The sequence below is a fragment of the Empedobacter sp. R750 genome, assembly GCF_030324345.1.
Lineage (GTDB): Bacteria > Bacteroidota > Bacteroidia > Flavobacteriales > Weeksellaceae > Empedobacter > Empedobacter falsenii_C.
Genome location: NZ_JACAGF010000001.1, coordinates 1 through 14,352 on the forward strand (window position 1 = coordinate 1; position 14,352 = coordinate 14,352).

Annotated in this window: 17 protein-coding genes; 11 read left to right on the forward strand and 6 right to left on the reverse strand. The window is 31.0% G+C overall.

The annotated features are described in order from the left end of the window. Positions 1-179: 179 nt before the first annotated feature. From HXZ74_RS00005 to HXZ74_RS00015, 3 genes are all read left to right on the forward strand, one after another. Positions 180-869 carry a hypothetical protein gene (locus HXZ74_RS00005; protein WP_038331193.1) on the forward strand — a complete coding sequence of 230 codons (690 nt, stop codon included), beginning with the start codon at positions 180-182 and terminating at the stop codon, positions 867-869. A gap of 95 nt (positions 870-964) precedes the next feature. After that, a complete protein-coding gene (locus HXZ74_RS00010) occupies positions 965-1,309 on the forward strand; it encodes an arsenate reductase family protein (protein WP_038331194.1) in 345 nt (114 codons plus the stop codon). 48 nt (positions 1,310-1,357) lie between these two features. Then, positions 1,358-1,585, forward strand: coding sequence for a hypothetical protein (locus tag HXZ74_RS00015; RefSeq protein ID WP_038331196.1), 228 nt, complete (start codon positions 1,358-1,360; stop codon positions 1,583-1,585). A gap of 50 nt (positions 1,586-1,635) precedes the next feature. Here HXZ74_RS00015 and HXZ74_RS00020 read toward each other — a convergent pair whose 3' ends face one another. The 6 genes from HXZ74_RS00020 to HXZ74_RS00045 all read right to left on the reverse strand — a co-directional run bounded on the left by HXZ74_RS00020 (position 1,636) and on the right by HXZ74_RS00045 (position 6,823). Next, the gene (locus HXZ74_RS00020) at positions 1,636-2,715 is read right to left on the reverse strand and encodes a peptidylprolyl isomerase (protein WP_244957946.1); all 1,080 of its coding nucleotides are present in this window, start codon (positions 2,713-2,715) and stop codon (positions 1,636-1,638) included. Between the two features lie 25 nt (positions 2,716-2,740). Beyond that, the gene (locus HXZ74_RS00025) at positions 2,741-3,268 is read right to left on the reverse strand and encodes an FKBP-type peptidyl-prolyl cis-trans isomerase (protein ID WP_280061209.1); all 528 of its coding nucleotides are present in this window, start codon (positions 3,266-3,268) and stop codon (positions 2,741-2,743) included. Then, positions 3,268-4,293 carry a DHH family phosphoesterase gene (locus tag HXZ74_RS00030; RefSeq protein WP_280061210.1) on the reverse strand — a complete coding sequence of 342 codons (1,026 nt, stop codon included), beginning with the start codon at positions 4,291-4,293 and terminating at the stop codon, positions 3,268-3,270. Before HXZ74_RS00030 ends, HXZ74_RS00025 begins: the two co-directional genes overlap by 1 nt. A 170-nt stretch (positions 4,294-4,463) precedes the next feature. Beyond that, positions 4,464-4,838, reverse strand: a complete 375-nt coding sequence (locus HXZ74_RS00035) for a DUF1203 domain-containing protein (protein ID WP_280061211.1) — start codon at positions 4,836-4,838, stop codon at positions 4,464-4,466. A 256-nt stretch (positions 4,839-5,094) separates the two neighbouring features. After that, entirely contained in the window at positions 5,095-5,925 is an 831-nt protein-coding gene (locus HXZ74_RS00040; RefSeq protein ID WP_286473348.1) for a DUF2705 family protein, read from the reverse strand. Between the two features lies 1 nt (position 5,926). Next, positions 5,927-6,823, reverse strand: coding sequence for an ABC transporter ATP-binding protein (locus HXZ74_RS00045; protein ID WP_280061213.1), 897 nt, complete (start codon positions 6,821-6,823; stop codon positions 5,927-5,929). 74 nt (positions 6,824-6,897) lie between these two features. Between HXZ74_RS00045 and HXZ74_RS00050 the strand changes: the two genes are divergently transcribed. The 8 genes from HXZ74_RS00050 to HXZ74_RS00085 all read left to right on the forward strand — a co-directional run bounded on the left by HXZ74_RS00050 (position 6,898) and on the right by HXZ74_RS00085 (position 14,322). Further along, complete coding sequence (locus HXZ74_RS00050; RefSeq protein WP_280061214.1) at positions 6,898-7,782, forward strand: ChaN family lipoprotein; 885 nt, start codon at positions 6,898-6,900, stop codon at positions 7,780-7,782. Positions 7,783-7,864: 82 nt separating this feature from the next. Then, the gene (locus HXZ74_RS00055; protein WP_280061215.1) at positions 7,865-9,235 is read left to right on the forward strand and encodes a Gfo/Idh/MocA family protein; all 1,371 of its coding nucleotides are present in this window, start codon (positions 7,865-7,867) and stop codon (positions 9,233-9,235) included. Further along, positions 9,210-10,145 (forward strand): nucleotidyltransferase family protein, encoded by a 936-nt coding sequence (locus HXZ74_RS00060; RefSeq protein WP_286473350.1) that lies wholly within the window; start codon positions 9,210-9,212, stop codon positions 10,143-10,145. The genes HXZ74_RS00055 and HXZ74_RS00060 overlap by 26 nt, the downstream gene beginning before the upstream one ends. 6 nt (positions 10,146-10,151) lie before the next feature. After that, positions 10,152-11,183 (forward strand): phosphotransferase enzyme family protein, encoded by a 1,032-nt coding sequence (locus HXZ74_RS00065; RefSeq protein WP_125349268.1) that lies wholly within the window; start codon positions 10,152-10,154, stop codon positions 11,181-11,183. Then, entirely contained in the window at positions 11,155-11,643 is a 489-nt protein-coding gene (locus HXZ74_RS00070; protein ID WP_038331212.1) for a GNAT family N-acetyltransferase, read from the forward strand. The genes HXZ74_RS00065 and HXZ74_RS00070 overlap by 29 nt, the downstream gene beginning before the upstream one ends. Beyond that, positions 11,640-12,737 carry a Nif3-like dinuclear metal center hexameric protein gene (locus tag HXZ74_RS00075; protein ID WP_409450510.1) on the forward strand — a complete coding sequence of 366 codons (1,098 nt, stop codon included), beginning with the start codon at positions 11,640-11,642 and terminating at the stop codon, positions 12,735-12,737. Before HXZ74_RS00070 ends, HXZ74_RS00075 begins: the two co-directional genes overlap by 4 nt. 2 nt (positions 12,738-12,739) lie before the next feature. Continuing rightward, positions 12,740-13,525, forward strand: a complete 786-nt coding sequence (locus HXZ74_RS00080) for a zinc ribbon domain-containing protein (protein WP_125349270.1) — start codon at positions 12,740-12,742, stop codon at positions 13,523-13,525. Between the two features lie 143 nt (positions 13,526-13,668). Further along, on the forward strand, positions 13,669-14,322 hold the full coding sequence (locus tag HXZ74_RS00085; RefSeq protein WP_219034331.1) for a hypothetical protein: 654 nt from the start codon (positions 13,669-13,671) through the stop codon (positions 14,320-14,322). The last annotated feature ends 30 nt before the right edge of the window (positions 14,323-14,352 follow it).

Genomic DNA, 14,352 nt, shown 5'->3' on the forward strand with positions numbered 1-14,352 from the left:
AATATTTGCTGTTGTTAAAAGAGAGGAACCTTTTGTAAAATTAATTGCTTAAATAGTTGGTTTTATCTTAGAATGCTCAGAGGAATAATAGAAAATTAAACTATTTGTAACATTTGTCCAATGCTGCTTTTGATATTTTTCTATTATTTTTATTACATATTTAAAACATATACATTCTGATGAAAAAATTACTTTTACTTACCTTATTTGTTGTTTGTTTCTCATGTGAAGATGATGATAATAAATACAATTTGAAAGCTGGAATTGCGACTAAAATAAGTGGAGAAATAACAGACGAAGAAAATAAACCTTTTGTAAATGTTAGAATTCTCGTGAATGAATATAAAAAAGGAGGCGTAATGGGAATGGGTGAATTTGTAAAAATTGTTGATTCTGTATTTACAAATTCGGAAGGAAAGTACGAGAAAACGTTTTATACAACAGGTGCAGGTAGAGAATATAGATTAAGTATTACTGGAGCTCCAATTTTAACACAAGATTATTTTGGAGATGTCCGTGATGTAGTGATTAATAATATTGGAAAATCTTTTACCTACAATCATTCATTTATAAGACTCTATCCTTGTGATATTACGATTAATACAGAGAATACAACTATTTTTCCGTTGTTAATAAGTCAAGGAACTACAAATATGAATCATTATCAAAATAATGATTATCAAATTCTTGAAAAAGGAATTGTTACAAAAAGATTTTATCTTGCGAAGAACTTCTTTCAACCTATTGATTTTTACAGAACTGTTTCCTCTACAAAATCTCAAAGAGCAAGTTATATTCTCGAACCAATAAAAGGAGCAGGAAATTATCCACAAGTATTAAGAATAGAAGATAAAGATTTTAAGGATTAGAAAACTTTATAGACAGCTTTTATCTGTTTTTTTCTAATGATACTTACTTGTAAATCTTATTTCATTAACTTTATCTTTTAAAAAAGATAATTAAAATGTACACAATATTACATAATTCTCGCTGTGGGAAAAGCAGAGATGCGATGAAAGTTTTAGAAGAATCTGGAAAAGATTTTGTAGTAAGAGAATATTTGAAAGAACCTTTAACGAAAAATGAATTGAAGGAAATTTTGACTAAACTAAATTTAAAACCAATTGATATTGTGCGTACAAATGAGGAAGATTGGAAAGCAAATTTCAAAGGAAAAGAACTTTCTGATGATGAAGTTTTGAATGCTTTGGTTGAATATCCAAAATTGATTCAACGTCCGATTGTAACAGATGAAAAAAATGGAGTAGTAGGTCGTCCAAAAGAATTAGTAGAAGATTTTATTAAATAAAATTGGTTTGATAATTGTTAGTATTTCTAAAACTAAACATAAAAAGCTATGAAAATTTTAGAAGCATTAACAAAAAATCACACCGAGAAAGGAACTAAAATAGGTCTTTTAACAACTGCAGCTACAACAGGCGTAACCGTTGCTAAATTTCTAGGAAAAAGGTCTATTTATGGAATAATTGGAGGGATTGCTGTGACATTGGCAGCAGAGTATATCCGAAAAAAATACGAGAAGAAAGTTGAAGCAGAGAATGAAACTGTTTTAGAGAATAAATAAAGAAAGCCACTCAATTTGAGTGGCTTTTCTACTTATTTTGAATAGATAAATTATTTATCTAAAACTTCCATATCAAAATATAAAGTTGCGTTTGGTGGAACAACACCTCCAGCACCTCTTGATCCGTAACCTAATTCAGCAGGGATAATTAAGAAAACTTTAGAACCTCTGTTGAACATTGTCAATGCTTCCATCCAACCTTGGATTAATCCTGTTACACCAACTGTTGCGTCTAATGGTTGATTGCGATCGTAAGATGAATCTAATTTTTCACCATCGTTTAAACGTAAAGTATAATGTACTTGAATTGGATCTCCTTGAACTGGTTTTGCTCCGTTACCTTCTTCTAAAATTACATATTTTAATCCAGAAGGAGTTGATTGAGCTTTTGCTTCTAATTCTTTTTGACGAGCAATTTCTGCATCTTTTTCAGCTTTTGCTTTCGCTTCAGCTTCAGCTTGTTTTTTTGCGTGATTTGCTTTTGCAGCTTCAAATGCTTCAGCTCCGTTGTATTTAGCATATTTATCACCTTTACGAGCGATTTCTACTTTTTCAATTACAACTGGAACAACTGGTTTATCACTTGGCGTTTTTTCTACATTTGCAATAGAATCAACTACATCTAAACCTTCTACAACTTGTCCGAAAATAGTGTGACGTCCGTCTAACCATGGTGTAGGAACTTCTGTGATGAAGAATTGAGAACCGTTTGTAGCTGGTCCTGAATTTGCCATAGATAAAACACCTTTTTTATCGTGTTTTAAAGTTGGTTCAAACTCATCTTCGAAATCGTAACCAGGTCCACCTGTACCAATTCCGTCTGGATCACCACCTTGAATCATAAAATCTTTAATTACACGGTGAAAAATGATTCCATCATAAAAAGGAACTCCTTTTGCTTTTGCTTTATTTTCTTTTGTACCTTCTGCTAATCCAACAAAGTTAGCAACCGTCATTGGCGCTTCTTCTTCGTATAATTTGATTGTCATTGCACCATGATTTGTTGTCATTTTTGCATACAATCCGTCTTCTAAACTTTTAAATTCTTCTTTACTCATCGATTTTGGAATTTTAACGCCACAACTAACAAGGGTAGTGATGACAGTTAAGATTAATAATATTTTTCTCATTTTAACTTTACAGTCTTTGTGTTTATTAGTGTTTTTTTATTTTTAAAACTTTTACATCCATAATAATAGGCGAGTCTGGTGCAATTTTTTGCGTATCGCCATAACCTCCATAAGCTAAAAACGAAGGTAACAATAATTTAGCAGTTTCACCTTCAGGAATCAATTGTAAACCAGCTTGTAAACCTCTCACAATATCAGCTTTTCCTAAAATTATTTTCTGAACTTTATTATCGTTAAACGAATATAAAATGTTGTTTTCGAGATCAGTTACTTGGTATTCAAATTCGATATAATCTCCATTATTAGCTGTTTGAGCTGTTCGTTGACCACTGTTCGAAATCCAAAATCCCGAACTCGTTTTAACAAATTTTAGGTCAGATGTTTTCATATAATCATCAAACCATTGCAATTCTTCTTGATGCAATAATTTTCCACGCTCTTGCGAACGTTTCATAAAATCATCATTAGAATATGAAACGGGATATTGTATCACTTTTTGATCACAACTCATCAACGCAAAAATAGCGAAAGTGAATAAAATAACTTTTTTCATTAGATAACGATACTGGCTAATTTTTCTTGATATTCTGGTAAAAGCGATTGGAAATAAGCAATTGTTTCTTCCATATTCATGTCCGAACGACCTCCAGCAGCATTCATATGACCACCGCCGTTGAAATGTTTGCGAGAAAATTCATTCACATCAAAATCACCTTTAGAACGTAACGAAATTTTAATGAAATTATGATGTGTATCTTCAATAAAAATTACAGAAAAGATAAAATTCTCTACACTCAAACCATAATTTACAAAACCTTCTGTATCTCCTTTCTGAAAACCATTTGCTAATAAATCTTCACGTTTTAAGAACATGAAAGCTGTACGATGTTCTGGTAAAAAAGTTAGATTATTTAGCGTTAATGATAACAATTTTAAACGTCCTTGCGTTTGCGAATCGTTTACATACGAAGTCACTTTGTCAACTTCTACACCTTTATCAATCAATTCTGCAACAATTCTGTGCGTATCTGCCGATGTATTACGAAAACGGAATCCGCCTGTATCCGTCATTATTCCAGTATAAATACATTCAGCAATGCCTTTGTCAATTTTATCCAAATCATTCATCGCTTCGATAAAATTATAAACCATTTGACAAGTCGCTGGCATTTCGATATCCGAATACATAAAATCAAATGTATCTGGTTCACGGTGATGATCGATTAATATTTTTGGTGCTTTTGAACGTTCAACCCAGTTTCCTAAGTCGTCAATTCGTTTTACGGTATTAAAATCTAAGATAAAAATTAACTCAGCTTGATGTATAATTGCTTCGGCAACTTTTGGTCGGTAATCTGCAATTACAATATCTTTTGCTGAAGGCATCCATTTTAGGAACTTCGGAAAATCGTTTGGTGAAACAATGTTACACGTATGTCCCAATTTATTTAAATAATGAAACATCGCCAATGTAGAACCTATCGCATCTCCATCAGGATTTTTGTGCGGTAGAATTGCAATTTTCTTTGGTGTTGATTTTAAAAGAGTTTTTAACTCTTCGAAATTTGTCATTTGCATAGTTGCAAAGATAATCAAACAAGTGAAATTGTAAATTGCTTTGAAGAAGAAAACTGCAAATTTTAGATGAATTAATTATTTTTTTTGAATTGATTAATGGTAATAAAAAAATAAAAACCTTTGTAAACTAAAATTCAGATTTAATTTTTTAACAAAAATACTAATTAGCTTTAAGCTCTTTCTACTAAGCAATTATAACAACCAGGTCTTGCGTTGTGAATATGAATGTATTCGACTTCTTGGTTTTCTAAGATTTCATTTAATTTTTCTTTTAAATAACCTCCTTTTATTGCATCAGCAAAAATCATTATTGAATTCTTGTTGTAAGCACGAATAGACAAAAACCGATGGTTAAACATTATTGGAATTTCATTAATAGAAGATTTATAAGTTTGTGCGTTTTTACTTATAAAAATAGGACCAGATGCCTTGTAAGGAGAGTTTACCGAATGATGTTCAAAATTAAGTAGAATAACTTCTTCTCCAACTTGCACATCTGTTAAACTAACTCGGCAAGGATATCCTGGGAATTTATCTACAATCATTCTCGAGATATTTTGTTTTGACAATTCCTTATCACTTAGATTAAAATAATCACTAAAAAGCTCATTATCTAAGGCGACTATTCTAAAGTTATTTTTCATTTTAATTTTATTAGATGATTGATTATAACTAATTTAAATAAAAAACAATAATTTAAAAAAAATAAAATAAATATTAACGTAGTAGAAATGTAAAAAAAACTAGAGCATGAAGTAATTTCAAACTCTAGTTTATAACTTGATAATTTATTATAATAAATTATAAATCTCTTTTCTTGATAATTAATAAGGATAAACCAAGAAATAAAATGATGTAGAAAATATTTACCGCAAAATGATCCCATTGTACATGATCGGCAACAAATAACTTACCTTCCATAATTGCTTTTTGTATATCTACAGAAGGATAATCAACTATTTTTCCGTTTGAGTTTAGTGGTAAATAATTAGTTAAGATTTTAATTTCTTCAGGATTTTTTGGAGGATTTTTACCAAATCGAACTAAAAATTCAACAACTTTAGCAACAGATTCTATAATATTCAAAACAATTAAAGACAAAATTGCAAAAGCACTTTTCTTTAATAGAAATGATAAAAACATTGCAAAAACAATGTAAGCGAAGATTTCGACGAAATATCCACCTAAGAATTCGATTCCGTTTACAAAATCAAACTTTTCGCTAAAAATAGAACCTAATGCAAAAACTAAAACACCAACTAAAAATGTAGAAATAAGTGTAATAACAACGTTCATCAAAACTTTTGTATTTAAAAATTCAGTTTTTGATAAACCATCAATTGTATTTTGTTTGAAAGTTCCGAAAGAATATTCGTTGGTAATATTATTAATGACAATAATAGCTAAAAAGAATTTTCCAAAACCAATTAACCATGTGATGTTATGCCAAATTACAGGGAATTCTAACGCGCCTAATTTGATTAAATCAATTTCGATTCCATTCATATTTGGTTTGAAATTCGGCAACGTAATTCCCATTAACAGAATCATCACGAAGTATAAAATAATAAAAATTCGTGTTCCTTTGTTGTAGAATAATTTATTCCATTCTATGCTAAATAATCTTTTCATGTTAGTTCTGTTTTTGGATTAATTGGAAAAATTGTTGCTCTAAAGATTCTTTACGTTTTACCAAATGATTCACGATAATTCCTTGTTCATAAAGCATTTTATTGATTTCTGCAGGATCTTTTTCTTCTGATAAAACAGCAAAAAGTTTGTTATTTTCTTTAGTAACTTTCGAAACGAATGAGAACGTTTTTAATGTATATTCCAAACTTTCCATATTTTGCGCAGCAACTTCGATGCTTCCAAAACTTGAATTCATTTGATCTACAGAACCCGCATAAAGCATTTTTCCTTGATTAAGAACCACCACATGCGAACATACTTTTTCGACTTCGTCTAATAAATGACTGGCCAAAATAATTGTTGTCCCTTGTTGCGCAATTTTAATAATCAATTCTCGAATCTGAATAATTCCTTGTGGATCTAAACCATTTGTAGGTTCGTCTAAAATCAACACTTCAGGATCATTTAACAACGCCGCTGCAATTGCCAAACGTTGTTTCATTCCCAACGAATATTGTTGAAATTTATCTTTTTTACGAGAAAGTAATCCAACTAATTCAAGTTTTTCGTCAATTTTCGCATAATTAACTTCTTTAATATCAGCAACAATTTCAAGATTTTTTTCTGCTGATAAATATGGATAGAATTTTGGACTTTCGATAATGGCTCCAATTTTTTTCAACGAATCGTTATCTGGTTCTTTATCAAACCATTTCCATGAACCCGCTGTAGGATTGATTACATTAAGAATCATTCCTAATGTTGTCGATTTTCCACTTCCGTTTGGACCAAGTAATCCATAAACGTTTCCTTTTTCTACCGAAAAAGAGACATTGTTGACCGCTGTAAAACTGCCAAATTTTTTAGTAAGTTGATTAATTTCAAGAACTTTATTCATAGTAGTTGAATTTGTTTTCTTTATATGTAGACTTTTTTGTTAATTTGTTACAATTTAGAATTAATTTAAATAACATGAGAACGATACTTTATACCTTATTAATTGTACTTACAATTCAGGCTAAAGCGCAAAACGGAAAAACTTATCAAATTTATAATCAACAAGAAAAGAAAGTTGATTTTGATAAAATGATTAAAGAGTTAGCAAAATATGATGTTGTTTTATTTGGTGAACATCATAATAATGCGGTAAATCATTGGTTGCAATTGCAAACGACAAAAGAATTGTATAAGATAAAAGGAAATCAATTGATACTCGGAGCAGAAATGTTCGAGCGCCATCAACAAAATGATTTAACGAATTATTTGAAAGGCAAAACGACGGATGAAGAATTTCAAAAAAGTACAAAGCTTTGGAATAATTATAAAACAGATTATAAACCGCTTGTTGATTTTGCGAAAGAAAAGAATTTGGATTTTGTAGCGACTAACGTATCACGCAAATATGCTTCGTATGTCGCTAAGAATGGACTTGAAGCTTTGGATACAGTTCCAAATAATGAGAAAGCTTATATTGCGAAACTTCCTATTACGATAGATTATGATGCGCCTGGTTATCCTGAAATGATTAAAATGATGGGAGATCATGCTGGAGTGAAGGCAAAACAGTTTGTTGCAGCGCAAGCTACAAAGGATGCAACAATGGCAGAATCAATTTTGAATAATTTGAAGAAAAATAATCTATTCATTCATTACAATGGTGATTATCATTCTAAAAATTATGGCGGAATTTATTGGTATTTGAAATATTTTCGACCTGAGCTCAAAATCGCCGTAATTGAAATTCTAGAAAGTGAAGATTTAAATGAAAAATTATCTGTAATTAAATCTAAAAACGAAAATGTTACTACGACAGAATTTATTATAGTATTTGCTAAGGATTCGCCTAAAACCTACTAATTTTACTGATAAGCAGAAAGTTTTATTGATTATTTTTCATATTTTGCATTTTAAAAAATAAAGCAAACAATTAAATACAACTATGGACAGAAGAAATTTTATTAAATCGACTGCTGCAGCATCTACGGTAGCATTAGTATCACCAGATTCATTATTTGATTTTTCATCAAAAATTGATAAGGTGAAAGTAGGAATTGTTGGCTGTGGAATGAGAGGGCAGGTACATTTAGATGAGTTATTAAAAAGAAATGATGTAGAAGTTGTTGGGATCGCTGAACCAGATCAACGAATGATTGATCGTTCAAACAAAATTTTTGCAAAACATAATAAAAAACCTGTAGAGTATTTTAAAGGTTTAGATGGATATAAAAAATTATATAAGAATAAGAAAATTCATGCTGTAATTATAGCTACGCCATGGGAATTTCACGCTGAGCAAACAATTGCAGCAATGAATGCGGGTAAAATTGTAGGTTTAGAAGTGTGTGGAGCGATGAATTTACAAGAATGTTGGGATTACGTAGATACATACGAAAAAACGAAAGTTCCTGTGTTCATGATGGAGAATGTTTGTTACCGTCGCGATGTTATGGCTGTAATGAATATGGTTCGTAAAGGAATGTTTGGACAAATTGTTCATGGACAAGGTGGTTACCAACACGATTTAAGAAATGTATTATTTAACGATGGTAAACAACCTTATGGTGGTGGAGTTGAATTTGGAGACAAAGGTTTCTCTGAAGCTGCTTGGCGTACAAATCATTATGTAAAACGTAATGCAGAATTATATCCAACGCATGGTTTAGGACCAATCGGTACAATGATGGATGTTAACCGTGGAAATAGAATTACACATTTAACTTCTATGGCTTCTCAACAAGCTGGTTTAACTGATTATATCGTAAAAAATGGAGGAGCAGATCACCCAAATGCAAAGGTTAAATTCAAACAAGGAGATATCGTTCAAACAATGTTAAAATGTGAGAACGGAGAAACAATCTTATTAACGCACGATACATCTTTACAACGTCCATATAACTTAGGTTTCCGTATTCAAGGAACTGATGGTATTTGGCAAGATATCGGTTCAGGAGGATTTAGTCAAGGTTTCATTTATTTCGAAGATGAAATGAGACATTCTCACAAATGGGCAAGTTCAGAAGATCATTTAAAAACTTACGATCATCCATATTGGAAAAAATACGAAACTCAGGCAGAAGGTGCTGGGCACGGAGGAATGGATTTCTTCTTAATGAATGATTTTATCGAATGTATTAAAGCAAACAAAGAATTCCCATTCGATGTATATGATTTAGCAACTTGGTATGCAGTAACACCATTAAGTGAAAAATCTATCGAAGGAAATGGTAGTTCTCAAGAAATGCCAGACTTTACAAGAGGAAAATATAAAACAAGAAAACCAGTTTTTGGTACAGAAGATTATGGATTCTAAAACCTTATCATTAGTCATTTTAGCAGGTGGAATGGGAAGCCGCTACAAAGGACAAAAACAAATTGATCCAATTGGACCAAGTAAAGAAACGTTGATGGAATATTCAATTTTCGATGCTTTTTCTTGTGGAATAAAACATTTTGTATTCATTATTAATGAACAATTTAATGCAGAAACTAAAAAATATTTTCAAAATTTAATTGAAAAAAATGGAGGTAAAGTAGAATTTGTTCTTCAAACGACGTATACATCTGTTCCGAGAGGAATTTACGATACAATAGAGAAACGTGAAAAACCTTGGGGAACTGGGCATGCGTTAATGATTACAAAAAATCATTTAAACAATCCATTTATTGTGATTAATGCAGACGATTTTTATGGTCGTAAAGCTTATGAAAAGGCGAACGAATTGGTTCAAAATGAAAAAATTACAGCAAATACTTATGGTATGGTAGCGTACAAATTGGCCAATACGATTAGCGAAAATGGTTCTGTTTCTCGCGGAGTTTGTACGGTAACAAACGGTCATTTGGAGAATGTTGTAGAGCGTACAAATATCTATTCTAACGAAAATGGAGAAATTGTTTTCGAAGAAGATGATAACGTTTTACCATTGGACGGAGATACGGCTGTTTCGATGAATTTCTTCGTTTTACATCCTTCTATTTTCAGAAAATTAGAAGATAAATTTGAGGAATTTCTTCATGAAAATGCTTCTCAATTGAAAGCAGAATTTTTCTTGCCGAAAGTTGTAAATGATATGATCAAAGAAGATCAATTGGAAGTGATTGTAGAAAAATCGGATGACAATTGGTTCGGAATGACTTATCCAGAAGATAGAGAAGTTGTAGTAAATTCTATTCAAAATTTAATCAATGATCAAAAATATCCAAATTCACTTTGGACATAAAATATAATGGAGAAAATATTAAAACATTATTTCGAAAATATAGATCAAGTTAGTGTTAATCCAATCAGTTCTGGTTGGATTAATTCTACTTATGAAGTTGAGTACGAAGGAAAAAAAAATATTTTACAAAAAATAAACACGCACGTTTTTCCTCAACCAGAAGTAATTTCTAACAATATTGACATCATTTCTCGTCATCTAAAAGCAAAGAATTATCAAAATTCGGTAATCGAAATTGTAAAAGATTTGCAAGGAAATTTATTAGCAAAAGAAGATGGAGAAATTTGGAGGATGACTTCTTTTATTCCAAATTCTATTTGTTTTGAGAAAGTGGAATCTGCGGAACAAGCATACGAAGCGGCGAAAACAATTAGTGAATTTCATTCGTATTTGTTAGATGTTAATGTTGATGAAATTCATCCTTCGATTGTCGGGTTTTTAGATTATCATAAACGTGTAAATGATTTCAAAAATGCATTGAAAAATGCTTCAACAGAGCGTTTAGAAGAAACGAAAGAAGAAGTTGCTTATATTTTGGATAATCTATATCAAGTTGAAAAATATTTAGAAATAGATTTCCCAAAACGTGTCGTTCATGCCGATGCAAAAATCAGTAATTTCTTATTCAATAATGATAATCATTCGCAAGCAATCGCTGTGATAGACTGGGATACAATAATGCCAGGAAATATTTTGTGCGATTTTGGAGATATGATTCGTACATATGCAAACCTGAAAGCTGAAGACGATCCAAATGGAGAAAATGGTTTTTCGGCAGATTATTATTTGGCTGTTAAAAAAGGTTTTCAAGAACACCTGAAAAATGTGTTGACGCCTGTCGAGCTTGATAATATGGATTTTGTTGCGTATATTGTGATTTATATTCAAGCGGTTAGATTTTTGGCAGATTATTTAGAAAACGATATTTATTATTCGATTTCTTATCCAAAACAAAATCTAAATCGTACGATTAATCAAATCAATTTATTAAAAGCATTAACAAAATTTCATGAAGAAAATTCGGTTCGAAAAATATAAACCTACAGATTTTAATAACTTTTTTAAACTTGTTCAAGACGACGAAGTGATGAAATACATCTCTGGTAAAGGTTTGAACGAAGAGCAAGCAAATCATAAATTTACATCAATCTTAGAAAAAGGAGAAGCTGATGAAAACTTAGGTTTTTTCAAAGTTTATGATGAAAATGATAATCTTTTAGGTGATTGTAAATTGGTGTATAATAAACATATTGAAAATTCACTTGAAATTGGTTATTTATTGAAAAAAGAATTTTGGAGAAAAGGTTTTGGATCAATGATTTGCGAACATTTATTAGCAGAATCAAAAGAAAAATTTCCTGATTTGCAAGTAATGGCTGTCATCGATCCTGATAATGTTGCTTCAAGAAAGTTGTTAGAAAAGTTTAATTTTGAATCGTATTGGAAAGGCATCGAAAATGATTTGCCTACAGAAAAATTGCTTTTAAAAGAGAAATGATACGAGTAAAAGATGTCGCTTTGGCGATGGAAGAAATAGCGCCTTTGGCGTATGCAGAAGATTTTGACAATGTTGGATTGCTTGTTGGTGATTACAGTGATGAGGTAACAAGAATCTTGGTAACGTTGGACACAACGCCAGAAGTTGTGGAAGAAGCGATTGAGAAAAATTGTAATTTGATTGTGAGTTTTCACCCAATTATTTTTTCTGGTTTAAAGAAATTGAACGGAAAAAATTATGTTGAAAAAGCAGTGATGACAGCGATCAAAAATGGAATTAATATTTATGCAACGCATACGGCTTTAGATAATTCGAAAGTTGGTGTTAATTTCAAAATTTCTGAACAATTATCTTTATTGAATACTAAAATTCTTATTCCAAAGTCTCAAACCATCAAACAATTGATTACTTATGTGCCAACAGAACATGCTGAGCAATTGAAATCTGCGTTGTATGAAGCGGGTGCAGGAAAAATTGGGAATTATGATTCGTGCGGTTTTGCGGTAGAAGGTACTGGAAATTATAGACCAACTGCTGGCGCAAACCCTTTTATTGGTGAAGTTGGTAAGCTAGAAACAGTAAACGAATCGCGAATAGAAGTTGTGATTCCGCAACATTTGGAAGGTGATGTGATGAATGCTTTATTCAAAAATCATCCGTACGAAGAAGTTGCTTATTCTGTTATTTCGTTGAATAATCAAAACAATTATATTGGAATTGGAATGATTGGAGAGTTAGAAAATGAAATGGAAGAACTCGATTTTTTCAATTATCTAAAAACTCAAATGAATACACCCGTTATTCGTCATTCGAAATTATTAAACAAAAAAATAAAGAAGGTTGCTGTACTTGGAGGTTCTGGCGCATTTGGAATAAAAAATGCAATTTCGGCTGGAGCGGACATTTATATCACGGCAGATTTGAAATATCACGATTTTTTTACTGCTGAAAATAAGCTTGTTTTGGCAGATATTGGGCATTTTGAATCGGAACAGTTTACAAAAAACTTAATAACTTCGTATCTTAAAGAAAAATTTACTAATTTTGTGGTCTTTAATTCTGGAATTAATACCAATCCTGTTAATTATTGTTAACTATGTCTGAAACAAAAAATATCAAAGAACTAAGCGTAGAAGAAAAACTTCGCGCGTTATACGACTTGCAATTAATTGATTCACGTTTAGATGAAATCAGAAACACAAGAGGTGAATTACCTTTAGAAGTTGAAGATTTGAGCGACGATGTTGCACAATTAGAAACGAGAATCCAAAAAATAGTTGACGAAACTAAAGGTTTGGATGAAGAAATTAAATTGAAGAAAGAAGCAATCAAAAATGCTGAAGCTTTAATTAAAAAATACACGAAACAACAAGATAACGTACGAAATAACAGAGAATTTGATGCTTTAGCTAAAGAAGTTGAGTATCAAGGTTTGGAAATTGAGTTATCTGAAAAACGTATTCGCGAGTTTACAGTTAAAATTTCTCAAAAAAATGCACAAGTTGAAGAATTTAATGCAAAATTAAATTCAATGAAAGAGCATTTATCTCACAAACAAGCTGAGTTGGATACAATTGTAAAAGATACAGAAAAAGAAGAAAGTAATTTATTGAAATTATCTTCTGAATATTCTGCTAAAATCGAACAAAGATTATTAGATGCTTACAGCCGTATCAGAAATTCTGTGAAAAATGGTTTAGCTGTTGTTCCTGTACAACGTGGAGCTTCTGCGGGATCTTTCTTTACAATTCCACCACAAAGACAGATGGATATCGCTCAACGTAAAAAAATTATCGCTGATGAACATTCAGGACGTATCTTGGTTGATTTGGAATTGGCTTTAGAAGAGCAAGAAAAAATGGAAATCGTTATCAAAGGATAATTTTCTGTTAAAAAATATTTTATTTAATATCAAAGTGTTGCACGTTTGTGTGACACTTTTTTTATGCCAAAACTGGTTGTTGTTATTTTTTAGCACGCTATTTGTAATATTGGCATTATAATTAGTTTGAAAATTTAGAAATTATGAAAAAAATTATATTTTTAGCAATGTTAACGGTCTCGTCTATATCATTAACATCTTGTGTGAATAATGATGATGGATACTATGACAACGGACCAGAAATTGTAAATGTTGGACAAATCAATTATGATGGCGTTTCTTTTCCGCTTCGAAATGCAGTTGTAGCTGATATTGAAAAAGCAGATGGAGGATATTATTATAGTGTAGAGTTATCGACGAATCCGGTTCCTAAAAATGGAAAATTATATGGCTCTTATTTGTATTTAGAAATCTTTCAAAGAGGTGATTTAAATTTTAATGGAACTTACGTAACAGAAAATAATGATAGAGGATTGGATTATATCGAATATTACGAAGATCCTATTATGCAAAATTATGTACCAGTTCTTAATTCAGGAACATTTGCATTATTAGATACAGATTTCTCTTCAGGATCTATTAACTTAAAAAATTATTTTGATCCTTATAACAGAAGTTTATTGTCTACAAACTTTGCTTTGAGAGTTTCGAATGGTAAAACATTGACGGGTGATTTTGACGGATTGTTTGATTTCATTCAATTATACAACAAATCTGCAAAAGGTGCTGTAAATGCAAAATCAGCAACAACAGAAAGAGTAAAAACAGGAGTGAGAAGACCTTCTGCAAGAAAATAAAATTTCAATTTATAGATAAAAAAAACTCCG

Coding starts and splice junctions, on each gene's coding strand:
- HXZ74_RS00005 (WP_038331193.1), top strand. CDS start 180: ATGAAAAAATTACTTTTACTTACCTTATTTGTTGTTTGTTTCTCATGT.
- HXZ74_RS00015 (WP_038331196.1), top strand. CDS start 1,358: ATGAAAATTTTAGAAGCATTAACAAAAAATCACACCGAGAAAGGAACT.
- HXZ74_RS00050 (WP_280061214.1), top strand. CDS start 6,898: ATGAGAACGATACTTTATACCTTATTAATTGTACTTACAATTCAGGCT.
- HXZ74_RS00085 (WP_219034331.1), top strand. CDS start 13,669: ATGAAAAAAATTATATTTTTAGCAATGTTAACGGTCTCGTCTATATCA.
- HXZ74_RS00030 (WP_280061210.1), bottom strand. CDS start 4,293: ATGCAAATGACAAATTTCGAAGAGTTAAAAACTCTTTTAAAATCAACA.
- HXZ74_RS00075 (WP_409450510.1), top strand. CDS start 11,640: ATGATACGAGTAAAAGATGTCGCTTTGGCGATGGAAGAAATAGCGCCT.
- HXZ74_RS00055 (WP_280061215.1), top strand. CDS start 7,865: ATGGACAGAAGAAATTTTATTAAATCGACTGCTGCAGCATCTACGGTA.
- HXZ74_RS00080 (WP_125349270.1), top strand. CDS start 12,740: ATGTCTGAAACAAAAAATATCAAAGAACTAAGCGTAGAAGAAAAACTT.
- HXZ74_RS00035 (WP_280061211.1), bottom strand. CDS start 4,838: ATGATTGTAGATAAATTCCCAGGATATCCTTGCCGAGTTAGTTTAACA.
- HXZ74_RS00020 (WP_244957946.1), bottom strand. CDS start 2,715: ATGAGAAAAATATTATTAATCTTAACTGTCATCACTACCCTTGTTAGT.
- HXZ74_RS00065 (WP_125349268.1), top strand. CDS start 10,152: ATGGAGAAAATATTAAAACATTATTTCGAAAATATAGATCAAGTTAGT.
- HXZ74_RS00025 (WP_280061209.1), bottom strand. CDS start 3,268: ATGAAAAAAGTTATTTTATTCACTTTCGCTATTTTTGCGTTGATGAGT.
- HXZ74_RS00040 (WP_286473348.1), bottom strand. CDS start 5,925: ATGAAAAGATTATTTAGCATAGAATGGAATAAATTATTCTACAACAAA.
- HXZ74_RS00070 (WP_038331212.1), top strand. CDS start 11,155: ATGAAGAAAATTCGGTTCGAAAAATATAAACCTACAGATTTTAATAAC.
- HXZ74_RS00045 (WP_280061213.1), bottom strand. CDS start 6,823: ATGAATAAAGTTCTTGAAATTAATCAACTTACTAAAAAATTTGGCAGT.
- HXZ74_RS00010 (WP_038331194.1), top strand. CDS start 965: ATGTACACAATATTACATAATTCTCGCTGTGGGAAAAGCAGAGATGCG.